The following is a 20,521-nucleotide window of genomic DNA, read 5'->3' as shown; positions in this document are numbered from 1 at the left end:
GCGGGCCCGGCGGCGCGCAGCCGATCCAGCTGGGCGGCGTGGGCGACATGTGCGGGCCGATGAACACCTTCAACGGCGTGGCCGTCGCTCCGGACGGCACCGTCTACCTCTCCGCCGACGCCGAGGGCTCCGTCCTCGCGCTGCGCCGCGTCTGATCCGGGAGACACCCAAGATGCTCAAGCAGATCTGCTTCTTCCGCAAGCGCCCCGACATGACCATGGACGAGTTCATGGACTACTACGAAAACCAGCACTCGCAGCTCGCCAAGAAGATGGGCGCATCCCCTGCGATCCCGGGCGCGGTACGCTACGTGCGGCGCTACCTCGTGCCCGAGAAGAACCCGGTCACCGGGCAGGTCCACGACAGCGGCTACGACTGCATCATGGAAATCTGGTGGAACAGCCGCGAGGATTTCGAGCGCTCGCAGGCGATCATCTCCTCGCCCGAGCGCCTGCCGATGACGAAGGCGGACGAGGAACGGCTGTTCGCCGGGCACGAGAACCCGGTGGCGACCTGCATCGAATACGATTCGCCGATGGGCCCGAACGGCGAGGCCACGCAGGTCGAGCTGCGGTACGGGGACTAGGACCATCCTCCCGCCGCTGCGCGTTCGGGCGCAGTTGGCTCTCAGTTGAACGGAAATCGTATTAACATGCATGCCCCCGCCCCCCCCACCGCCCGCGAGGAATGGCGCGCGAACCCGTTGCTGCCGGTGGCGGCGGGGCTGGGCTATGCTACCAGCGTCATCCACATCTACGGCATCGGCCCGTTCTACGGCCCCACCGCCGCCGAATTCGGCTGGAGCCGCACCGAGGTCACTTTCGGCCTCACCATCGCCACCCTGGTGCAGGCGGTGGGCGGGGTGTGCATCGGCCTCGCGGTCGACCGCTTCGGCCCGCGCCGCTTCGGGGTGATCGGGCTGGTGCTGCTCGGCCTCGCCTTCGCGCTGCTGGGGAGCGCCAATGGATCGCTGCTCAACTGGTATCTGCTGTGGGGCCTGATCGCGCTGGCAGCGCTGCCGGTGCAGGCCTCGGTCTGGACGAGCGCGGTGGCTTCGCGCTTCACCGCCTCGCGCGGGATGGCCTTCGCGGTGACGCTGTGCGGCGCCTCGATCGCGGCAGGCGTGTTCCCGCCGATGGCGACCGCGCTGATCGGCGCGCTCGGCTGGCGCGCGGCCTTCCCGGCACAGGCCGCGATCTGGCTGGCGGTGGCCTTCCCGGTAATCTTCGTGTTCTTCCACGGCAAGTACGACAAGGGACGCCGCCAGAAGGTCGAGGACCTCGGCACCAGACCCGCCGACCTACCCGGCGCGAGCCTGAAGGAAGGCCTGCGCTCCAGCGTCTACCACCGCCTGTTCGTCGCCAGCCTGCTGTTCACCTTCACCATCATCGCGCTGGTGGTCCACTTCACCGCGATCCTCGGCGATGCCGGGGCGAGCCCGATGGCGGCGGCGGGGATCGCCTCGTTCATCGGCTGGTTCTCGCTCGCCGGGCGGCTGGGGACGGGCATGCTGCTCGACCGCCTGCCCGCCTCGCTGGTGGGCGCGGCGGTGTTCATGCTGCCGGTCGCGGGCTGCCTGCTGCTCCTGCTCGGCGGCGGGTCGTTCATGGCGATGGCCGGAGCCTCGGCGCTGATCGGACTGACGCTGGGGGCGGAGATCGACGTCGTCGTCTACCTCCTCACCCGCCATTTCGGCCTCCGCAACTTCGGCGGCCTCTACGGGGGCCTGCTCGCGGCGCTGTCGATCGGCACCGCCATCGGGCCGCTCGCCGCCGCGCAGTTCTACGACCGGACCGGCAGTTACTCGGGCTTCCTGTGGCTCGCGCTCGGCTTCATGGCGGCGAGCAGCGTGGCGATCGGCACCCTGCCGAGGGGGCGCGCCGCCTACGCGGCCCATTGACGGAACCGCACCGGCGATTTGCCCCTCCATGCCAATAATGAGATAACGACCGCAAATCGGTACAAGGATGCGAGGATACCATGGGTGAGTTTGGCAAGATCGTTCAGGCGCCGGAAGAGCTGGTCGCCCCGGTCAACGTGCCCCCCGAGGCATACATCTCCCGCGAATATGCCGAGGCGGAACGCAGCAAGCTGTGGCGCAAGGTCTGGCTCCAGGCCGGGCGGATGGAAGACATCGAGAAGGTCGGGTCCTACATCACCTTCGACATCCTCGACGATTCGGTGATCATCGTGCGCGCCTCGGAAAGCGAGATCCGTGCCTTCCACAATGTCTGCCCGCATCGCGGCCGCAAGCTGGTCGACACGCCCAAGGGCATGCGCAACGCGCGCGGCAGCCGCCCGAACTTCATCTGCGGCTACCACGGCTGGACCTTCGGCCTCGACGGCAAGAACACCTACGTCGAGCACCAGGACGACTGGCAGGGCCATTTGTGCGACGGTCTCGCCGACCTCGGCAAGGTCAAGGTCGAGAGCTGGGGCGGGTGGATATGGATCAACCTCGATCCCGAGGCCGGGCCGCTCGCCGAATATCTCCACCCCGCCGCCGGGATGCTCGATCCCTACGGGCTGGAGAAGATGCGCCCGCGCTGGCGCAAGTGGGTGGTGTTCGAATGCAACTGGAAGGTCGCGATGGAGGCCTTCTGCGAGACCTACCACGTCTCCTCCACCCACCCCGAGTTCATGGAATTCGGCCAGTTCCGGGGCTGGGCGCGCAACCAGGGGCTGCACTCCAACATCGGCTACGAAGCGCCCAAGGGCCAGGAGGAGGACTCGGGCAAGCTGCGCCTCGGCGCCGGCGAGGACCCGCGCGTGACCACGGCGGACATGCAGAACTTCACCTGGGCCAACGCCAACACCAACACCACCACCACGCTGGTGGCGGTGGCGAACCGCCTCAAGGACGAACTGCCCGAAGGCACCCCGCCCGCCGAAGTCTCCGCCTACTGGATCAGCACCGCGCGCAAGGAGGACGAGGCGCGCGGCGTGGTCTGGGCGCAGGTCGACCCGCAGCACACCGCGCAGGCCGGCACCGCCTGGCAGATCTTCCCGAACTTCCAGATCGGCCACGCCGTCAACAACATGCTCTGCTACCAGGCGCGCCCCTACAAGGGCGACCCGGACATGTGCATCTTCGAGGCGGCGGTCTACGAACTCTACCCCGAGGGCGAGGCGCCGGAAACGGAGTGGGAGTACACCGAGCCCGGCGACTGGCCGCCGGTGCTGCAGCAGGACTTCAACAACATGGCGGCGGTCCAGCAGGGCATGAAGAACGTCGGCTTCCGCGGCGCGCAGCCCAATCCCTACATGGAACGCTCGGTCGGCTCGCTGCATATGAACCTCGCGAAGTTCATGGGAACGGGCTCGCCCAAGACGTATTAAGCGGGCGGCCCGTCAACAGCGTCGTCCCAGCGAAGGCTGGGACCGCCGGGTACTCTTGAGGAGAGAGTTTGCCGACAGCCGCAGGGAGGCTGGCGCCCGGCCGCCCGTTGGGCGCGGCGTTGCCAGCGATCCCGGCCTGCACTGCGATGACGACACGAAACGGAGAGGCCGGTCCATGCAATTTCCGCTCGTCCACGTAAGCTGGGCGCTCGCCGACAACGCGGGTCGCCAGGAATGCGACGCTTTCTTCCAGGACGTGCTGGGCGCGCAGACTGCCTACGAGATCCTCGTCACGCCCGAGACGGCCGCGCTCGGCCTCGACCGCGAGGAATCGCTGATGATGGTCGGCGACACCATGGTCATTCCGATCGCCCCTGCCGGCCGGGGCGCGCAAGACGGCAATCCGCTGGGCGACATGCTGCGCCGCTCGGCCGCGCCGATGCGCTGGATCGGGCTGGCGCTCAAGACCACCGACCTCGCCGCCGCCGACGCCTGGTTCGCGAGCCGCGGCTTCAAGCGGCACTACGATCCGGGCATGGAGGCGCACTATTTCCTCGTGCCGCGCGGACAGGCGCTCGGCATGCGGCTGGAAGTCGTGCGCCAGGACATGCCGAACGACCCGCGCCGCGATCCCGAGTGGACGCCCGCCTGGTGGCGCGACGCGCACCCGCTCGGCATCGAGGGCCTGCAGGCGATCGGTGTGAGCACGCCCTCGCTGGCCGAGGCGCGGGCGTTGTTCGCGGGCAAGCTCGAATGGCCTGAACTCGGCGAGCGCGACCTTCCCGATGCGCGCGTTGCCGCCTTCGCCATGGGCGACACCGTGATCGAGGCGCTGGAAGGCGAGGAGGGCTCGCCCATCGCCGATCATGCGCGGGACGCGAAGGGCCTCCACCACCTCGTGTTCAAGGTCCGCGACGCCGCCTCCGCCGCGACGTGGCTGCGCACCAAGGGGCTGCCGCTGATCGGCGATGCCGAGGATCGCTTCGCCATCCACCCGGACAAAGCCCACGGGAGGCTGATCTGGTTCACCGAGGTCACGCCGCAGGGCTATCCGCAGGTGGGCTCGAAGCTGGGCGCGGGAGCGTAACGTCGTCGCAGCGAAGGCTGGCAGCGCCGCGCCCACCTATCGGCAGGGCGCGCTCCGCCGGTCGTCCGACGGAAAGCCATCGCATCGAGAGTACCAGGCGGTCCCAGCCTTCGCGGGGACGACGGTATCGGCTTGACACCGCCCCTCGAAACGCCTGCTTTGAATGCCATCGCGTAACCGGCCGGAGCCTGCCATGACGCCCACGATCACCGCATTCGAAGCCTCTCCCGACGGCGGCCACGGGCTCGCGCGGGACATGCCGGTGCGCTGGGCTCTGGAGGAAGTCGGCCAGCCCTACGACGTGCGCCTGGTCTCGTTCGCCGCGATGAAGGAGCCAGCGCACCTGCGCCTCCATCCCTTCGGCCAGATCCCGACATACGAGGAAGGCGGCCTCGCCTTGTTCGAATCGGGCGCGATCGTGTTCCATCTCGCTGCGCATCACGGCGGCCTGTTCCCGGACGATGCGGACGGCCGGGCACGGGCGATCATGTGGATGTTCGCGGCGCTCAATACCGTAGAGCCGCCGGTGGTGGAACACGACATGGCGCCGTTCCTCGACGCCGGCAAACCCTGGTATGACGAGCGCCTGTCCATGCTGGAAGACCGCGTCCGCGTCCGGCTGGGCGAACTGTCCGCCCGGCTCGGCGCGGCGGACTGGCTCGATGGCGAGTTCAGCGCGGGCGACCTGCTGATGGTGTCGGTGCTGCGCCGGCTGGCGGGTTCGGGCCTCGTCGAGGAATACCCCAACCTCGCCGCTTACGTCGCTCGCGGCGAAGCGCGGCCGGCGTTCCAGCGGGCCTTCGCGGCGCAACTGGCGGTGTTCAACGCCTCGTCCGGCGGATGACGGGCATCGGCGCGCCCGATTTTCCTACATCGCCGACGCCTGCTACCATCGCGGCGGCTCTTTGCATCGTCGATTCACCCACCGCCCGGCGGCCTTACAGGAAGGCCGCCGCACGCATGTGCTTCATCAACTAAACCCTACTTAGCCTCGGCGATCAGCTTCAGCGCCTCGGGCGAGGTCCAGTCGTTGCCGCCGGTGTAACGCCAGACTTCCTTGCCCTGCGCGTCGAACAGCACCGTCACCGGCAGGTTGCCGCCGTACTGGAAGCCGAGGTCGCCCTGCTCGTCGATCCACGGCTGGATCTGCTCCAGCTCGCGGCGGCGCAGGATTTCGACGACCTTGTCGGCCTGGCCGGTATCCTGCGAGATCGGCAGGACCGTCACGCCCAGTTCCGGCTCGCGCGCGATCAGCTTGGCGAGCGTGGGCATCTCGGCGATGCACGGCGCGCACCAGGTCGCCCACAGGTTGATGAGCAGCGGCTTGCCCTTGAACGAGGACAGGTCGAGGCTTTCGCCGGTATTGTCGACGAGGCTGACGGTCGGCATCGCCTCGCCCTTGTGCGAACGGTCGAGCTTGTCGGACTTGGCGGGAGCTTGCGCCGGACCCGCCTGCTGCGCGCCTTCGGAAGCCTGCGGTTGCGCCTGCTTGTCGCTTTGCCTATCGCAGCCCGCGATCAGGAGGGCCGAGGCCCCGGCGAGCGAACACAGGACGAGCGACTTGAGCGATGTGAATGACGGCAAGGCTGGGGGCTCCAATGCAATGTGGGGCGGGCGGTTCGCGCAGGGACCGTCGGCGATCATGCGCGAGATAAACGCCTCGATTCCCTTCGACAAGGCATTGTGGCGGCAGGACATCGCGGCGAGCAAGGCGCACGTCGCGATGCTGGGCGCCTGCGGCGTTGTTTCGGGCGAGGACGCGGTGACCATCCGCGACGGCCTCGACGCGGTCGCGGCCGAGTACGAAGCCAACGGCGTGCCCGAGGACTGGGACCTCGAGGACATCCACATGACCACCGAATCGCGCCTCGCGCAGTTGATCGGGCCGGTCGCCGGACGCCTCCACACCGCGCGCTCGCGTAACGACCAGGTCGCCACCGACTTCCGCCTCTGGGTCCGCGACGCCATGGACCAGGCATTGTCGGGTCTGGAGGCCCTTCAGGTCGCCCTCGTCACCCGCGCCGGCGAGCATGCGGACAGCATCATGCCCGGCTTCACCCATCTGCAGACCGCGCAGCCCGTCACGCTCGGCCATCACCTTATGGCCTATTACGAGATGGTCGGCCGAGATCGCTCCCGCTTCACCGACGCCCGCAAGCGCATGAACCGCAGCCCGCTGGGTGCGGCGGCGCTGGCCGGCACCGGCTTCCCGATCGACCGGACGATGACCGCGCAGGCGCTCGGCTTCGACGGGCCGACCGACAACAGCCTTGATTCGGTGTCCGACCGCGACTTCGCACTCGACTACCTGATGGCCGCCGCGCAGTGCTCGCTGCACCTCTCGCGCCTCGCCGAGGAGTTCATCATCTGGGCCAGCCAGCCGTTCGGCTTCGTGACGCTGCCCGATGCGCTGTCGACCGGCAGCTCGATCATGCCGCAGAAGAAGAACCCCGATGCCGCCGAACTGGTGCGCGGCCATGCCGGGCGCATTTCGGGCTGCCTCGTCTCGCTGATGATGACGATGAAGGGCCTGCCGCTCGCCTATTCGAAGGACATGCAGGACGACAAGCCGCCGGTGTTCGAAGCCGCCAGCCTGCTGGCTCTGTCGATCGCGGCGATGACCGGCATGGTCGCCGAGACCGGGTTCCGCACCGACCGGATGCGCGGCGCTGCCGAACTCGGCTTCGCCACCGCCACCGACCTCGCCGACTGGCTGGTGCGCGAGGGCGACATTCCCTTCCGCGAGGCGCACCACATCACCGGCGCCGCAGTCAAGCTGGCCGAGGGCCGGGGCGTCGCGCTCGACCAATTGCCGCTGGGCGACCTCAAGGCCATCGACAGCCGCATCGACGAGCGCGTATTCAAGGCGCTCTCGGTCGAGGCATCGGTCGCCGCGCGCAAGTCGCACGGCGGTACCGCGCCCGACCAGGTGCGACTGCGCGTGGCCGAGGCCCGCGCGGCGCTCGGTCTGGAGAAGTAGTTTGATGCGCAAGATGGCGGTTATCGTGATGGTCCTGGCGCTCGCCGCCTGCGGGCAGCGCTCGCCGCTGGCGCTCAGACCCGGGCAGCAACTGCCGCCCGCGCCTTATGGCCGGGCGGACAAACCCACGGCGACCGAACTCCTGACGGCCTCGCCCGTAGCCATTCCCGAGCGCAGCGTCGAGCTGCGCACCCGCTCCGAGGAGCGCGCGGACGATCCCTTCGATCTGCCGCCGCCCGAAGCGCCCCAGCCCCAGTAAGGCAGCGAAAATTCATGGATCATTTCGGAATCGTAGACGGCGAACTCCACGCCGAGCAGGTGCCGCTCGGCCGGATCGCGCGTGAGGTCGGCACGCCGGTCTACGTCTATTCCCGCGCCACGCTCTCGCGTCATGCCAAGGTATTCCGCGAGGCGCTGTCGGCGCTGCCCAAGGTTCACATCGCGTTCGCGGTGAAGTCGAACCCCAATCTCGCAGTGCTGCGCCTGCTCGCCAGGGAAGGCTACGGCGCCGATGTCGTCTCCGAGGGCGAGATGAACCGTGCGCTGGCTGCGGGCATGAGGCCTGAAGACGTCGTCTTCTCCGGCGTCGGCAAGACCCGGATCGAGCTGGTTGCCGCCCTGCGCGCGGGGATCGGCCAGTTCAACCTCGAGAGCGAGGAAGAGGGCGTAGAGCTGGCCGAGCTCGCCAGTGACATGGGCGTCCGGGCGACTTGCACCCTTCGCGTGAACCCGGACGTCGATGCGAAGACCCACGCCAAGATCTCCACCGGCAAGGCGGAGAACAAGTTCGGTGTCGCCTACGACCGCGCCGCGGGCATCTATGCTCGCCTCTCGGCGCTGCCGGGGCTGGAGATGCGGGGGCTGGCCGTCCACATCGGCAGCCAGATCACCGACCTCGAACCCTCGCGACAAGCCTTCCTCAAGATGGGTGCGCTGATGGGCGACCTGCGCGCCCAGGGCCACAACGTCACTCACATGGACCTCGGCGGCGGTCTCGGCGTGCCCTACAAGGCCGGCGACAACCTCCCGACACCCGCCGACTACGGCCGCCTCGTCAGTGAAGTGGCGCAGGACTGGGACGTCACGCTGATGTTCGAACCCGGCCGGGTCATCACCGGAAACTCGGGCGTGCTCGTGACCGAAGTGGTGCGGGTCAAGCAGGGCACCGGCAATCCGTGGATCGTGGTGGATGCCGCCATGAATGACCTCGCCCGCCCCGCCATGTATGACGCCTGGCACGACTTCGCCGCTGTGAATCCCACGGGCGAGGCCATGGTCGCCAACATCGTCGGGCCCATCTGCGAAAGCTCGGACACCTTCGCCATGGGCCGGGACATAGACGCAGTGAAGGCCGGCGACCTCGCCGTGTTCCGCACCGCCGGGGCCTACGGCGCGACGATGGCCAACACCTACAACAGCCGCGCGCTGGTGCCCGAGGTCATGGTCGACGGCGAGAAGTGGGCAATCGTCGCCAGCCGCATCGAACCCGCCGCCATCCTCGCCGCCGAGCAGGTGCCGGACTGGCTGGATTGAACGCATGATCGAAACCCTCCCCCTGTTCCATCGCATCGCCGGACGCCCGGTCGTGGTGCTGGGCGAGGGCGAGGGCGCCGAGGCCAAGCGGCGGCTGGTCGAGCGGGCGGGCGCGGTGGTAATCACCGAGCTTGCCGAAGGTATCACCGCGGGTGCGCGCCTCGCCTTCATCGCGCATGAGGACGCATCTGCCGCCGAAACCGACGTGGCGCGCGCACGCGCGGCGGGGATGCTGGTGAACGCCACCGACCGCCCGGCGCTCTGCGACTTCACCGTCCCCTCGATTCTCGACCGCTCGCCGGTGCTGGTGGCGATGGGCACGGGAGGCGCGTCGGCCGGGCTGGCCAAGCAGCTTCGGCTGCGGCTCGAGGCCCTGCTGCCTCAGTCGCTCGGCGCGTTGGCGACGGCGCTGGGAACCGGGCGGGCCTCTCTCCGTCGGCGCTTCCCCGAGGCCGGCGAGCGTCGCCGCGCGCTCGACGATGCGCTGACGGCGGGCGGCGCGCTCGATCCGCTGGTCGAAGGTAGCGCCGCGGCCGTCCCGGCATGGCTGGAGGGCGCGTCTTCCGGCGAGGCGGGCGTGGTGGAGATCAAGCTGCGCAGCCAGGACCCTGATGACCTCAGCCTGCGCGAGGCGCGGCTGCTCGGCGCTGCCGACGTGGTGGTGCACGATTCGCGAATCGGCACCGCCGTGCTCGATCGGGCCCGTGCCGACGCCGTGCGGATGGTCGGCGGGCTGGCGCCAGCAGGCGAGAGGGCCAGCAGCCTCACGGTGATCCTAAAGGCGCCTGCCTGAGGCGTTAACCCTCGGGCACCGCAGCGAAACCGTGATGACGGCGTCATCATGGGGGCTGCATCAACCAAGTACTTCCTGTCTCCGTAATGCAACTATTTGTCGAAACCGGGTTACTTCGACTCAGAGGTTGTCGATGACATTTTTTTAATTCAGCATATGGCTCGAGGATGCGGCAGGAGTCTCGGGATGGGACCTTCGAGCACGGCAGTAATACACGCAGATGCAGTGGCGGAGTGGCGACGGGTGATGCCCGTCGATCGCGCCGCGCTTCCGGATCTCGCCCTGCCGATGGGCGTGTTCGGCAGCCAGAGCGATCGCGCCCGGATCGACGCCAACGACGACAACCACGCCGAACTCATGTCGTGCCTCTATCCTTTCCACCGGGAGGGCTGACGCCGTCCTTATGGAACTGCGCGGCGCGCTGGCCAGTCTTCGACAGGACGACGTCGAATGGGAACGCGGACAGCACGCTCTCGCCAAGACGCTCGGCGCCTGGCAGGTAGAGCCTGTGGTCGCGCCCGTGCTGGCGGCGATGAAGCGCTTCGGCGCCGGCGTCCCACTCGATCGGTGCAACGCCCTCGCGCAGCTGTTCGAGGGGCCGGCGGCGCGGGCCCAGGCCTTCGCGGATAGCCTTGTCGCTGCGGGACTGGCGGCGCTGGACGGGCATCCGCTCGGCCAGTTACCTTTACGCCATGGCGACCGCGACGCCGCGCCGCTGCTGGTCCTCGCCGAGACGGGCGGCGCCACGCTGGCGCTCGCCGCCTACGATGGCGTCCCGCTCGCCGCTCTACCGCGTCCGCGGACCGCCCGCTTCCGACCGGCCGAGACGTGGAGCCGCGTGCTCGCCGGCACAGGCGCGGCCGACCATGTCCAGCGCGGCGAGGGACAGGCGGGAGGCGCCCCGCTGGAGACCCGGCGCGTTATCCTCGCGCCGGGTACGACGCATTACTGCTTCGGTCCGCGCGAAATGGTCGAGATGCGCCAAGTCGACGGCGCGATGGTGGCGCTTCGGCTGGAGCGCCGGCTCGACGAGCATGGGCCGGTGCGCGAATATGCGCTGGCCGATGGCGCGCTGGTCCACCAGGCCAGCGCACGCCGCGACGACAGCCGCGACGAACTTGTCGTGGCCCTGCTCGGCCGGATGGAGCGGATCGACGCAGTGCTACAGATGGCGCGCGTGGCGCTTGGCGGCGGGGGTGATGCGCTGCGCTGGCAGGCGCTGCGAGAAGTGATCGCGCTCGACGCATTGGCGGGGGTGGAACTGCTCGCACAGGTCGCCGCCGACCCGGAGGATTCGCTGGCCGAACAGGCGGGCTCGCTGTTTGCGGCGCTGCTCGCGGCGCGGCCGGATCTGGGAGGCGCGACGTCATGGCTCACCTGATTGCTGCCCCAGACCCAACCTCCGCCACTCTCGCCGAAGTGTGCGATGCCCTTGCCGTCTGGGGTTTCGATCCCGCCGAGGACGAAAGCGTCGCCCATGCCGCCAACTGGCTGCGGCGGCTGGGCAATGACCGCGATTTTCTCGGCGACGTGCTCATCGATCTGCTGTCCGGCCGTGCGCCTGCGGGCGGCGTGGGTGAACTTTCGGGCATTGGCGGCGGCGGGGGCGCAAGCAACCGCGTCATCCTGGCCGCACCGGGCCGGGGGCACTACTCGATCAGCGCCAGCATCTGGCCGTCGGCGGACGAGCAGGCTCTGCGTGCCAGCGGCCCCGACGTCTTCGGCTACGGGCTGGCACGAGACTATAACCACGATTTCCTGACGCTCGGCTACTTCGGGCCGGGCGCGACGTTCGACGAGTACGAATATCTCTACCCTGCGGTCGCAGGCTGGAGCGGAGAACCGGTCGAACTGCGCGAACTCGGCCGCTCGCAGTTGGAGCCTTGCCAGATGATCCACTGCCGCGCGCACCGGGACATCAACGTGGTGCATCCGCCGGCTTCGCTCTCGGTCGCGCTGACGCTGTCGCACGAGCACGCGGCGAACGGATGGATGGACCACTACCTGTTCGACCTGGGGCAGGGCCGCGTCGCGCGGGTGCTGGGCCACGGGCCGAGCGAGACTTTCCTGCGGATCGCCGTCGCGCTGGGCGGGGAGGAGGCCGTCGATCTCGCCACTCGTTTCGGGCGCCATCACCCGAGCGACCGCATGCGCCTCGTCGCCTGGCGCGCGCTGGCGGGAGCGGCGCGGGGGGGCGAGGCGGAGGAGCGTGTCTGGCGTGAGGCGGAGCGCAGCGGCAGCCGCGTCGTCGCGGCAACGGCGGCAAGGCGGCGCGAGATGCTGGCCTGATCGTCCCTAGAACATGCCCCCGGCGAGCGCGTCGACCGCGCCCTGGAGGATCACCGCCGCGGCCGCCGAATCGATGCGCGTGGCCCGCTTGGCGCGGCTCATGTCCTGGTCGATGAGGCCCCGCTCGGCGCTGGTGGTGGACCAGCGCTCGTCCCACAGCAGGATCGGCAGGCCCAGCACCGCGAGGTTGCGGGCATAGGCGCGGCTCGACTGCGCGCGCGGGCCTTCGGAGCCGTCCATGTTGAGCGGCAGGCCGATGACGATACCCTTGATCGAGCGCTCCCGGATCAGCTCCTGCATGAGTGCCTTGTCCGCGCCGAACTTGCCGCGCTTGAGCGTCTTGCCAGGTGAGGCGATGCGCCAGCCGGCATCGGCGAAGGCAGTGCCGATGGTCTGGGTGCCGAGGTCTAGACCCATGAGCCCGCCGCGTTCCGGCAGCATGTCGCGGAACGCGGGCGCGCCGGTCGTGATCAGGGCTGCGGCCCCTACTTTGGCGGGTTGTGTGCTTTCTGCCATGCGGCCACGCGTCTTTCGAAATCGGCCCGGAGATTGGCCCAGAACAGCGTCACGTCATAGAGGTGGTAGTTGTTTCCGGGAAGCACGTAGGGCCCCATGTCGAGCTTGGGCGGCTCGCCGATGTGGAGAAAATGGTCGGGTCCGCAGGCAGCCGGGACGACGGCAGGCGCCAGCGTGCCGCCGCCCGCCTTGAAGTCGGGGACGAGAGTGCCGAGATTCGCACTCGCGTCTGAGCCGGCGTTGGACGTGCCGGTGAGCGGGTTGGTGCACAGGAACGCGCTGCCTGCCACTGACTGCCCGTCGAGCCCGGTGCGGCGGCCGTAGGCGCGCATCAGCATCTCGGTGTCGGCAGGGTCGGCGACGGTGAGCCAGCTGACGACGCAGCCCGCCTGGTCCGCGCGCTCGCAGGCGGGCACGCCCATGCGCGGAAGGTCGTGGTCCAGCGAGACCGGCCAGCCGATCACCCAGGCACCGACCAACCGGTCGGCCAGAGGCGTACCGGCGACGCGGTCGCGCAGCAGGCGGCGCAGCAGGAACGCTCCCTGGCTGTGCCCGGCGAGCGCAAAGGGGCGGCCCTCGGGAAGGCTGCGCGTGAACACCTCGAAGGCGGCGAGAACGTCGCGGTAGGCGAGGTCGATCGCCTGCGTCGCCTCGGGCTTTGCGGTGAGGAAGGCGCCGACCGCCGATTGCCGGTAGCGCGGGGCCCACAGCGCTTCGGCCCCGTTGAATGGGCTCGCCATGCCTTGCACGAACAGGGCGGCGCGGTCACGGCTGGTCTTGTCGCCCAGCGAGGCGTTCCAGGCGTCGCGGGCGATGTAGCTGGTGGGGTGGATGAAGAACACTGCGACCGGCAGCTTCTGCGCGGGCGGGGTGACGCCGGGCGGGAGCCAGGACGCCGGGTCGTTCTTCAGGCCGGGGCGCGAGACCCACATTGCCGGGTCGTCCCAGGCGCTGGACACCATGGCGCTTTGCGGGGTGAAGGAGACGCTCGGCACGAAGGCCATCTCGGTCAGGTCGTCGGACCAGACGCGCAGGGCGACCATGAGGAGCAGGAGCGCGAGGGTGACGCCCGCGATCAGGTACAGAAACTTGCGCGCCACTCAGGCCTTCTCCAGCTTTCCGACGTCCTCGGCCGGTTCGCCCCCGCCGTTGCGCGCAGCTTCGCGTTCGAGCCAGATTTTGATCATGGCCACCAGCGGATCGGCGAGCGCGAGGCCGAGCAGGCCGAACAGCACGCCCATGATGAGCTGCGCGGCCAGCACCAGCGCGGGCGGCAGGTCCACGGTCTTGCGGGCGATGTAGGGGACGATCAGGTAGCCGTCGATCAGGTGGATCAGCAGGTAGACGAAGATCGTGTAGACCCCCATCTCGGCGCTGACCGAGAAGCCCACGAGCACCATGATCGCGCCCGAGATCGGCGCGCCGAGGTTGGGGAGGAAGGCGAGCAGACCGGTGATGAGGCCCAGCAACACGGCCATCGGTACGCCGAACAGCTGGAGCATGAACCAGGTGAACAGGCCCTCGACCGTCATGCCGATGACGCGGCCGAACAGCAGTCGGCGCAGCGCGCGGCCCATGACCTGCGCGGTCGTCTCAAAGTGGTCGCGCCGGTCGACCGGAAGCATCCAGCCCACGCCCCTGCGGTAGAGGCGCGGCTCCATCGCGATGTAGATGCCCAGCACCAGGATCAGGAACAGCGTCGTGATGCCGCCGAGCAGGCCGCCCAGCACGGCGGTCACCTGACCGATGCCGCCCATCGCCTCCTGCGCGATCGAGCGCACGTCGCGCACCCGGATTTCCATGCCATGGCGCGAGAGCCAGGCGAGCCCGCGATGGAACTGGCTTTCGATGGTGTTGGGCAGCTCGGCCGCCTGCTGGGTGATCTGGCTGCCGGCGAAGCGTCCCAGCCAGAGCATGAACAGCATCGCCGCCAGCAGCACCAATGCTACCCGCCAGCCGCGCCCGATCGGGAGGACTCGGCCGATCATGCGAGCGCCGCCGTCGATCAGCGCGGCGAAGACGATGCCGCCGAAGATCACCAGCAGCGACTGCGACAGGAACACGCCGAGCGCGAAGAGCGCGACCATCCCGATCCACACGAAGGCCTTGCGCGCCTCGTGCCGGATCAGCGGATCGGAAATGTCGGTCGGGCCGGGGCGGGTCGGAGTTGCCGTCTCTTCCCCCGCTTCGTGGTCGGGGCCGCCCGTGCTGGCCATCAGCGCGCGGCCTCGGGCTGGATGCGGGTACGGTCGATCGGCGGGCGCAGGCTGGTGAAGGCGCGACCGTCACGCAGCGCGCTCCACCAGGTCAACGGGTTCCAGCTCTGGGTGCCGTCGAGCGAGAAGGTGATGAATTCCGCGCGCCCGCCGATATCGGAGAGCGGCACCGGACCGCCGAGCCCGCCATCGCCCTCGCCCCGAGCGTTGACGTAGAACGGAGTGCGGCTGTCGGCCGAACGATCGCGGTCGTCGCCCATCAGGAAGACATGACCTTCGGGCACGGTGATCTCCGCATAGTTGTCGAGGTCCTGCGTGATATAGTCGATCACCTGATAACTCGCGCCGTTGGGCAGGGTTTCACGGTAGGTCGGCAGTTCGTAGACCTCGCGGCCGCTGGGCAGGCGGGTGCGGTATTGGCCGAAGCCGTCGTAGCAGTGGCCGGGCTCCTGCCCCTCGCAGGTGAGCGCGTCGTCGGCGGCGATCTGCACGGGCGGTTCGATCTCGCGGGGGATGAACCTGCCGTTGAGCCGGATGCGCCCGTCGATCACGGCGATGCGGTCGCCGGGGCGGGCGACAACGCGCTTGATGAGGTCGGCCTTGCGGTTGCCGGGCACGACGATGACGATGTCGCCGTACTCGGGTACCTGGCCGAGAATGCGCCAGGTCGCGCGGGGCAGCAGGTGGAAGCTCAGCGACGACCAGTTCCAGCCGTAGGGGTATTTCGACACCACCAGCCGGTCGCCCACCAGCAGCCCCGGCATCATCGAGATCGAGGGGATGTAGAACGGCTTGGCCACGAACGAGTGGAACGCCAGCACGCCCAGCAGCATCAGGAACAGGCCGCGCAGTTCCTGCAGCCAGTTGGTCCCCGGCTTGGCGTCGCCCGCGGGGGTGGGTGCGGGGGCGTTGCCCGGTAGCGGGGCGGTCTGGTCGGTCATGGTGAGGGATGGAACTCGGTTCAGGCGGGAGCGGAAGGGCGGGCTTCGATGATGACGAAGGCCTGCGCCCAGGGATGATCGTCGGTGAGCGTCAGGTGGACGACCGCCTCGTGCCCGGCGGGGACCATCGAGTCCAGCCGCGCTTTCGCCCCGCCGGTGAGCGCCAGCGTCGGCGCGCCCGAGGGGGCGTTGACGACGCCGATGTCCTTCATGAACACGCCCGCCTTGAAGCCCGTGCCGACCGCCTTGGAGAAAGCCTCCTTGGCGGCGAAGCGCTTGGCCAGCGTGCCCGCGACCGTGTGCGGACGGCGTGCGGCCTTGGCCTGCTCGACCTCGGTGAAGACGCGCTTGATGAACCGCTCGCCGAAGCGGTCGAGCGAATTCTGGATCCGCTCGATGTTGCACAGGTCCGAGCCGAGGCCGATGATCATGCCGTCTTATCCATTCACCGAACCTCGTCCATCAGCGCGCGCATCTTCTTCACGCTGGTTTCCAGCCCGGTGAAGATCGCCTCGCCGATGAGGTAGTGTCCGATGTTGAGTTCCGCCAGCTGCGGAATGGCCGCGATCGGCTGGACGTTCTCGTAAGTGAGGCCGTGGCCGGCGTGGGGCTCGATACCGTTCTTGGCGGCGAGCGCGGCCATGTCGACGATGCGGCGCAGTTCGTGGGCAACCTGATCGTCATCGGCATGGGCGTATTCGCCGGTGTGGAATTCGACGACAGGCGCGCCGAGCTGCATCGCCGCTTCGATCTGGCGCGGCTCGGGAGCGATGAACAGGCTCACGCGGATGCCCGCGTCGGTCAGGCGCGCGACGATCGGGGCGAGCCGGTTGTGCTGGCCGGCGGCATCGAGCCCGCCCTCGGTCGTGCGCTCCTCGCGCCGCTCGGGCACGATGCAGGCGGCGTGGGGCTTGTGGCGTAGCGCGATCGCCAGCATCTCGTCGGTCGCCGCCATCTCGAGGTTGATCGGCAGGCCGGTGGCATCGAATACCCGCTGCAGGTCCTCGTCGCGGATGTGGCGGCGATCCTCGCGCAGGTGGACGGTGATGCCGTCGCCGCCCGCGCGCGCCACGATCTGGGCGGCGCGCGCGGGATCGGGATGCTCGCCGCCGCGCGCGTTGCGGATCGTCGCGACGTGGTCGATGTTGACGCCCAAACGAAGGCGGCCAGGACTGTGGACGTTGTTGTGCACGCTGCTCACATTCGCGCCTTTCGAATTACGCCTGCGCCCGGCTGCCTGGCTTGATCGCAGGGCTGGCGGCGAGCTCGGCGGGCAGCTCGTCGGGCGCATAGGTCGGGAAGTTCAGCGCCACGAGCGGGAAGAACGGCACGCCGAGGTCAACCGATCCGGCCGAACGGTCGACCAGCGAGGCGGCCGCGATCACCTGCCCGCCCGCTTCCTCGATAGCCTTGATCGCCTCGCGGCTGGACAAGCCGGTGGTGACCACGTCCTCGACCATCAGCACCTTGTCGCCCGGCTCCAAAGAGAAGCCGCGGCGCAGTTCGAACGTGCCGGTGGGGCGCTCGACGAACATGGCGTCTACCTGCAGCGCGCGGCCCATCTCCTGCCCGATGATGACACCGCCCATCGCGGGCGAGACGACCTTGTCGATCTGCTTGCGGATGTCGTGCGGGAGGTTCGCGGCAATCGCCACGGCGAGCCGCGCGGCGCGGGCCGGGTTCATCAAGACACGGGCGCACTGAAGGTAGTGCGCGCTGTGCCGGCCCGAGGAGAGCAGGAAGTGTCCTTCCAGCAATGCCTTGCTGGCACGGAACTCGGCGAGGACCTCTTCTTCGGTCATTACGGACAATACCTCCGGAGCGATTTGCTTTGATCTGACGCACTTCGGTTGCGCCTTGCTTCAAAATTTCCCCTAGAGGCGCTTGAGACACGCGGCAAGCGCGCGTATACGCCCGGCCAAAGGGGGCGAAAGCCTCCAAAACAGGGGTGCGCGCGAGCCGAGGCGAATCGGCTGCGCGTTCGAAGGAAGTGGAAGCGCAAAAAACCATGACATTCGGTAAAACTATTCATGGCCTGGGGCAGGCAATCGGAGGTCTCGGGCTATCCGTGGCCGGTCTCCTGACTGCCGTTGTCCCCGCTTTTGCGCAGGATGCGGCGTCTTCCGCGCCGGCAGCGCCTTCCGCTCTCGCCACCGGCGCCGCGCAAGGCGCGGCAGTCGCCTCGGGCGCGGGCAGCTACACTCCGATGAAGCCGGTCGAGGGTATCGGCATGCCGATCGACGGCGCCTACGGCCTGCAGACCCAGTTCTCCAAGACCGGCGAATATGGCGAGTGGATCCACGACATCATCCTGATGCCGATCATCACCGCGATCTGCGTGCTGGTGCTGGCGCTGCTGGTGGTCATCGCGGTGCGCTTCAACCGCCGCCGCAACCCGGTCGCCTCGAAGACCAGCCACAACACCCTGCTCGAAGTGGTGTGGACGCTGGTCCCGGTGCTGATCCTGATCGGTATCGCGGTTCCCTCGATCGACCTCATCGCGAAGCAGTACAAGCCCGCCCCCGAAGGCGCGCTGACCATCAAGGTCACCGGCAACCAGTGGTTCTGGACCTACGGCTACCCGGATAACGGCGACTTCGAGGTCATCTCGAACATGCTCAACATCCCCGGCCAGCCGGTGATCAACAACGGCGTGCGCGAAGTCGGCTCCAAGCCCTGGGACGGCCCTTCGCACCTCGAAGTGGACAACCGCATGGTCGTGCCGGTGGGTGAACCCATCCGCCTGCAGATCACCGCCGCCGACGTGATCCACTCGTTCGCCGTGCCCTCGCTGTGGTTCAAGCTCGACGCCGTGCCGGGCCGCATCAACGAGAAGGTCCTCGTCGTCGAAAAGCCGGGCGTCTATTACGGCCAGTGCTCCGAGCTTTGCGGCGCGAAGCACGGCTACATGCCGATCGCGGTCGAGGCCCTGCCGCGCGCGCAGTACAACGCCTGGGTCCTGACCCACGCCGGCGGCGCCATCGACACCGGCAAGAAGCCGGCGGCGGCCGCGGCAACACCGGCTCCGGCAGCGGACGCGTCGGAGGCTCCGGCCCCTGACGCCACCGCCGAAGCCGAATAATAGAAAATTCCAGGACAGGGCCCCACCATGGCAACCACTGCTGATCACTTCCAGGCTCACTCGGAAGACCACGGCCACCACGACCATGACCACAAGCCGGCGTTCTTCGCCCGCTGGTTCATGTCGACCAACCACAAGGACATCGGCACGATGTACCTGATCTTCGCGATCATCGCGGGGATCGTGGGCGGCGCCATCTCGGGCATGATGCGTGTCGAGCTGGCCCATCCGGGCATCCAGTACCTCGATACCTTCGCGCGCTGGTTCGGCGCGGTGAACCCGGACTTCAACACGACGCTGCACACCTGGAACGTGCTGATCACCGCCCACGGCCTGATCATGGTGTTCTTCATGGTCATGCCGGCGATGATCGGCGGCTTCGGCAACTGGTTCGTGCCGCTCATGATCGGCGCGCCCGACATGGCGTTCCCACGCATGAACAACATCTCGTTCTGGCTGACCGTCGCGGGCTTCTTCTCGCTGATGTGCTCGGCCTTCGTGCCCGGCGGCACCGGCAACGGCGCCGGCACCGGCTGGACCGTCTACGCCCCGCTGTCGACCAGCGGCTCTCCTGGACCCGCCGTCGACTTCGGCATCTTCTCGCTCCACCTTGCTGGCGCGGGCTCGATCATGGGCGCGATCAACTTCATCACCACCATCCTCAACATGCGCGCGCCGGGCATGACCCTCCACAAGATGCCGTTGTTCGTGTGGTCGATGCTCGTCACCGCCTTCCTGCTGCTGCTGTCGCTGCCGGTCCTCGCCGCCGCGATCACCATGCTGCTGACCGACCGCAACTTCGGCACCACCTTCTTCGACGCCTCGGGCGGCGGTGACCCGATCCTCTACCAGCACCTGTTCTGGTTCTTCGGACACCCCGAAGTCTACATCATGATCCTGCCGGGCTTCGGCATCATCTCGCAGATCGTCTCGACCTTCTCGAAGAAGCCGGTGTTCGGCTACCTCGGCATGGCATACGCGATGGTCGCCATCGGCGTGGTCGGCTTCATCGTGTGGGCGCACCACATGTATGCGACCGGCCTTTCGGTGAACACCAAGATGTACTTCACCGCCGCCACCATGGTCATCGCGGTGCCGACCGGCATCAAGATCTTCTCGTGGATCGCGACGATGTGGGGCGGCTCGGTGACGTTCAAGTCGCCGATGGTCTGGGCGCTGGGCTTCATCTTCCTGTTCACCGTGGGCGGCGTCACCGGCGTCGTGCTGGCGAACGGCGGCGTCGACGACGTGATGCACGACACCTACTACGTCGTCGCGCACTTCCACTACGTGCTGTCGCTGGGTGCGGTCACCGCTCTGTTCGCCGGGTTCTACTACTGGTTCCCGAAGATGAGCGGCCGGATGCACTCGGAATTCCTGGCCCATGTCCACTTCGTGATCTTCTTCATCGGCGTGAACATGATCTTCTTCCCGATGCACTTCCTGGGTCTCCAGGGAATGCCGCGCCGCTACCCCGACTATGCCGAGGCCTACGAGCACTGGAACCACGTCGCCACGATCGGCTACATGGTGATGGCGACCAGCCTGGTGGTGTGGTTCATCAACATCATCTACGCCTACACCGCCGGCAAGAAGGCCGAAGACAACTACTGGGGCGAAGGCGCGACCACGCTCGAGTGGACGCTGACCAGCCCGCCGCCGTACCACCAGTTCGAGACGCTTCCCGTCATCGGCGATACGGTCCACCACTGATGGATCGGGCCCGTCCCGAAGGGGCCGGGCTC

22 protein-coding genes are annotated in these 20,521 nt (G+C 68.2%); 14 read left to right on the top strand and 8 right to left on the bottom strand.

The features are described 5' to 3' along the window. Positions 1-172 precede the first annotated feature (172 nt). The 5 genes from PMI02_RS19225 to PMI02_RS19205 all read left to right on the top strand — a co-directional run bounded on the left by PMI02_RS19225 (position 173) and on the right by PMI02_RS19205 (position 5,270). Complete coding sequence (locus tag PMI02_RS19225) at positions 173-586, top strand: EthD domain-containing protein (RefSeq protein ID WP_007685963.1); 414 nt, start codon at positions 173-175, stop codon at positions 584-586. A 66-nt stretch (positions 587-652) separates the two neighbouring features. Next, on the top strand, positions 653-1,900 hold the full coding sequence (locus PMI02_RS19220; protein ID WP_007685962.1) for an MFS transporter: 1,248 nt from the start codon (positions 653-655) through the stop codon (positions 1,898-1,900). Positions 1,901-1,980: 80 nt separating this feature from the next. Then, complete coding sequence (locus PMI02_RS19215; protein WP_007685960.1) at positions 1,981-3,339, top strand: SRPBCC family protein; 1,359 nt, start codon at positions 1,981-1,983, stop codon at positions 3,337-3,339. Positions 3,340-3,514: 175 nt separating this feature from the next. Next, positions 3,515-4,426: a VOC family protein gene (locus PMI02_RS19210; protein ID WP_007685959.1), complete on the top strand. Its 912-nt coding sequence runs from the start codon at positions 3,515-3,517 to the stop codon at positions 4,424-4,426. A gap of 193 nt (positions 4,427-4,619) precedes the next feature. Beyond that, on the top strand, positions 4,620-5,270 hold the full coding sequence (locus PMI02_RS19205) for a glutathione S-transferase family protein (protein ID WP_007685956.1): 651 nt from the start codon (positions 4,620-4,622) through the stop codon (positions 5,268-5,270). A gap of 137 nt (positions 5,271-5,407) precedes the next feature. Here the strand turns inward: PMI02_RS19205 and PMI02_RS19200 are convergent, their stop codons facing one another. Continuing rightward, the gene (locus tag PMI02_RS19200) at positions 5,408-6,010 is read right to left on the bottom strand and encodes a TlpA disulfide reductase family protein (protein ID WP_007685954.1); all 603 of its coding nucleotides are present in this window, start codon (positions 6,008-6,010) and stop codon (positions 5,408-5,410) included. A 19-nt stretch (positions 6,011-6,029) separates the two neighbouring features. Here PMI02_RS19200 and argH point away from each other — a divergent pair, with 19 nt between their 5' ends. The 7 genes from argH to PMI02_RS19170 all read left to right on the top strand — a co-directional run bounded on the left by argH (position 6,030) and on the right by PMI02_RS19170 (position 12,021). Next, positions 6,030-7,406: an argininosuccinate lyase gene (gene argH, locus PMI02_RS19195; protein ID WP_007685952.1), complete on the top strand. Its 1,377-nt coding sequence runs from the start codon at positions 6,030-6,032 to the stop codon at positions 7,404-7,406. A gap of 4 nt (positions 7,407-7,410) precedes the next feature. Then, positions 7,411-7,665 carry a lipoprotein gene (locus PMI02_RS19190; protein WP_007685951.1) on the top strand — a complete coding sequence of 85 codons (255 nt, stop codon included), beginning with the start codon at positions 7,411-7,413 and terminating at the stop codon, positions 7,663-7,665. Positions 7,666-7,679: 14 nt separating this feature from the next. Beyond that, positions 7,680-8,939, top strand: a complete 1,260-nt coding sequence (gene lysA, locus PMI02_RS19185) for a diaminopimelate decarboxylase (RefSeq protein ID WP_007685950.1) — start codon at positions 7,680-7,682, stop codon at positions 8,937-8,939. A 4-nt stretch (positions 8,940-8,943) separates the two neighbouring features. Then, complete coding sequence (locus tag PMI02_RS19180) at positions 8,944-9,732, top strand: bifunctional precorrin-2 dehydrogenase/sirohydrochlorin ferrochelatase (protein ID WP_007685948.1); 789 nt, start codon at positions 8,944-8,946, stop codon at positions 9,730-9,732. Between the two features lie 246 nt (positions 9,733-9,978). Continuing rightward, on the top strand, positions 9,979-10,125 hold the full coding sequence (locus tag PMI02_RS27315) for a hypothetical protein (RefSeq protein WP_157222600.1): 147 nt from the start codon (positions 9,979-9,981) through the stop codon (positions 10,123-10,125). Between the two features lie 10 nt (positions 10,126-10,135). Next, positions 10,136-11,113, top strand: coding sequence for a hypothetical protein (locus PMI02_RS19175; protein ID WP_007685943.1), 978 nt, complete (start codon positions 10,136-10,138; stop codon positions 11,111-11,113). Further along, positions 11,101-12,021, top strand: coding sequence for a hypothetical protein (locus PMI02_RS19170; RefSeq protein WP_007685941.1), 921 nt, complete (start codon positions 11,101-11,103; stop codon positions 12,019-12,021). Before PMI02_RS19175 ends, PMI02_RS19170 begins: the two co-directional genes overlap by 13 nt. A 6-nt stretch (positions 12,022-12,027) precedes the next feature. On the opposite strand, the gene ruvX is transcribed toward PMI02_RS19170, so the two are convergent. Genes ruvX through pyrE form a run of 7 tightly spaced genes read right to left on the bottom strand, consistent with a single transcriptional unit; the run spans position 12,028 to position 17,496 of the window. Then, a complete protein-coding gene (gene ruvX, locus PMI02_RS19165) occupies positions 12,028-12,537 on the bottom strand; it encodes a Holliday junction resolvase RuvX (RefSeq protein WP_007685938.1) in 510 nt (169 codons plus the stop codon). Next, positions 12,507-13,637 carry a DUF3089 domain-containing protein gene (locus tag PMI02_RS19160; protein WP_007685936.1) on the bottom strand — a complete coding sequence of 377 codons (1,131 nt, stop codon included), beginning with the start codon at positions 13,635-13,637 and terminating at the stop codon, positions 12,507-12,509. Before PMI02_RS19160 ends, ruvX begins: the two co-directional genes overlap by 31 nt. Then, the gene (locus tag PMI02_RS19155) at positions 13,638-14,753 is read right to left on the bottom strand and encodes an AI-2E family transporter (protein WP_007685933.1); all 1,116 of its coding nucleotides are present in this window, start codon (positions 14,751-14,753) and stop codon (positions 13,638-13,640) included. Beyond that, a complete protein-coding gene (gene lepB, locus PMI02_RS19150; protein ID WP_007685930.1) occupies positions 14,753-15,694 on the bottom strand; it encodes a signal peptidase I in 942 nt (313 codons plus the stop codon). Before lepB ends, PMI02_RS19155 begins: the two co-directional genes overlap by 1 nt. 20 nt (positions 15,695-15,714) lie before the next feature. Beyond that, a complete protein-coding gene (acpS, locus tag PMI02_RS19145) occupies positions 15,715-16,125 on the bottom strand; it encodes a holo-ACP synthase (protein ID WP_007685928.1) in 411 nt (136 codons plus the stop codon). Between the two features lie 14 nt (positions 16,126-16,139). Continuing rightward, positions 16,140-16,895 (bottom strand): pyridoxine 5'-phosphate synthase, encoded by a 756-nt coding sequence (locus PMI02_RS19140; protein WP_007685925.1) that lies wholly within the window; start codon positions 16,893-16,895, stop codon positions 16,140-16,142. A 16-nt stretch (positions 16,896-16,911) separates the two neighbouring features. Then, positions 16,912-17,496, bottom strand: coding sequence for an orotate phosphoribosyltransferase (pyrE, locus tag PMI02_RS19135; RefSeq protein ID WP_007685923.1), 585 nt, complete (start codon positions 17,494-17,496; stop codon positions 16,912-16,914). 206 nt (positions 17,497-17,702) lie between these two features. On the opposite strand from pyrE, the gene coxB reads away from it, so the two are divergent. Both coxB and ctaD read left to right on the top strand, forming a co-directional pair. Further along, positions 17,703-18,776 (top strand): cytochrome c oxidase subunit II, encoded by a 1,074-nt coding sequence (gene coxB / locus PMI02_RS19130; RefSeq protein ID WP_007685921.1) that lies wholly within the window; start codon positions 17,703-17,705, stop codon positions 18,774-18,776. 27 nt (positions 18,777-18,803) lie between these two features. Further along, positions 18,804-20,489: a cytochrome c oxidase subunit I gene (ctaD, locus tag PMI02_RS19125; RefSeq protein WP_007685918.1), complete on the top strand. Its 1,686-nt coding sequence runs from the start codon at positions 18,804-18,806 to the stop codon at positions 20,487-20,489. Positions 20,490-20,521 lie beyond the last annotated feature (32 nt).

Source organism: Novosphingobium sp. AP12 (assembly GCF_000281975.1).
Classification (GTDB): domain Bacteria; phylum Pseudomonadota; class Alphaproteobacteria; order Sphingomonadales; family Sphingomonadaceae; genus Novosphingobium.
The sequence above is the reverse complement of the archived record's forward strand: the minus strand, read 5'-3'. Positions and strand labels throughout refer to the sequence as shown.

What these genes read in the sequence shown, in the direction of transcription:
- PMI02_RS19225 (WP_007685963.1), top strand. Translation starts at nt 173, where the DNA reads ATGCTCAAGCAGATCTGCTTCTTCCGCAAGCGCCCCGACATGACCATG.
- PMI02_RS19220 (WP_007685962.1), top strand. Translation starts at nt 653, where the DNA reads ATGCATGCCCCCGCCCCCCCCACCGCCCGCGAGGAATGGCGCGCGAAC.
- PMI02_RS19215 (WP_007685960.1), top strand. Translation starts at nt 1,981, where the DNA reads ATGGGTGAGTTTGGCAAGATCGTTCAGGCGCCGGAAGAGCTGGTCGCC.
- PMI02_RS19210 (WP_007685959.1), top strand. Translation starts at nt 3,515, where the DNA reads ATGCAATTTCCGCTCGTCCACGTAAGCTGGGCGCTCGCCGACAACGCG.
- PMI02_RS19205 (WP_007685956.1), top strand. Translation starts at nt 4,620, where the DNA reads ATGACGCCCACGATCACCGCATTCGAAGCCTCTCCCGACGGCGGCCAC.
- argH (WP_007685952.1), top strand. Translation starts at nt 6,030, where the DNA reads ATGTGGGGCGGGCGGTTCGCGCAGGGACCGTCGGCGATCATGCGCGAG.
- PMI02_RS19190 (WP_007685951.1), top strand. Translation starts at nt 7,411, where the DNA reads ATGCGCAAGATGGCGGTTATCGTGATGGTCCTGGCGCTCGCCGCCTGC.
- lysA (WP_007685950.1), top strand. Translation starts at nt 7,680, where the DNA reads ATGGATCATTTCGGAATCGTAGACGGCGAACTCCACGCCGAGCAGGTG.
- PMI02_RS19180 (WP_007685948.1), top strand. Translation starts at nt 8,944, where the DNA reads ATGATCGAAACCCTCCCCCTGTTCCATCGCATCGCCGGACGCCCGGTC.
- PMI02_RS27315 (WP_157222600.1), top strand. Translation starts at nt 9,979, where the DNA reads ATGCCCGTCGATCGCGCCGCGCTTCCGGATCTCGCCCTGCCGATGGGC.
- PMI02_RS19175 (WP_007685943.1), top strand. Translation starts at nt 10,136, where the DNA reads ATGGAACTGCGCGGCGCGCTGGCCAGTCTTCGACAGGACGACGTCGAA.
- PMI02_RS19170 (WP_007685941.1), top strand. Translation starts at nt 11,101, where the DNA reads ATGGCTCACCTGATTGCTGCCCCAGACCCAACCTCCGCCACTCTCGCC.
- ruvX (WP_007685938.1), bottom strand. Translation starts at nt 12,537, where the DNA reads ATGGCAGAAAGCACACAACCCGCCAAAGTAGGGGCCGCAGCCCTGATC.
- PMI02_RS19155 (WP_007685933.1), bottom strand. Translation starts at nt 14,753, where the DNA reads ATGGCCAGCACGGGCGGCCCCGACCACGAAGCGGGGGAAGAGACGGCA.
- lepB (WP_007685930.1), bottom strand. Translation starts at nt 15,694, where the DNA reads ATGACCGACCAGACCGCCCCGCTACCGGGCAACGCCCCCGCACCCACC.
- acpS (WP_007685928.1), bottom strand. Translation starts at nt 16,125, where the DNA reads ATGATCATCGGCCTCGGCTCGGACCTGTGCAACATCGAGCGGATCCAG.
- pyrE (WP_007685923.1), bottom strand. Translation starts at nt 17,496, where the DNA reads ATGACCGAAGAAGAGGTCCTCGCCGAGTTCCGTGCCAGCAAGGCATTG.
- coxB (WP_007685921.1), top strand. Translation starts at nt 17,703, where the DNA reads ATGACATTCGGTAAAACTATTCATGGCCTGGGGCAGGCAATCGGAGGT.
- ctaD (WP_007685918.1), top strand. Translation starts at nt 18,804, where the DNA reads ATGGCAACCACTGCTGATCACTTCCAGGCTCACTCGGAAGACCACGGC.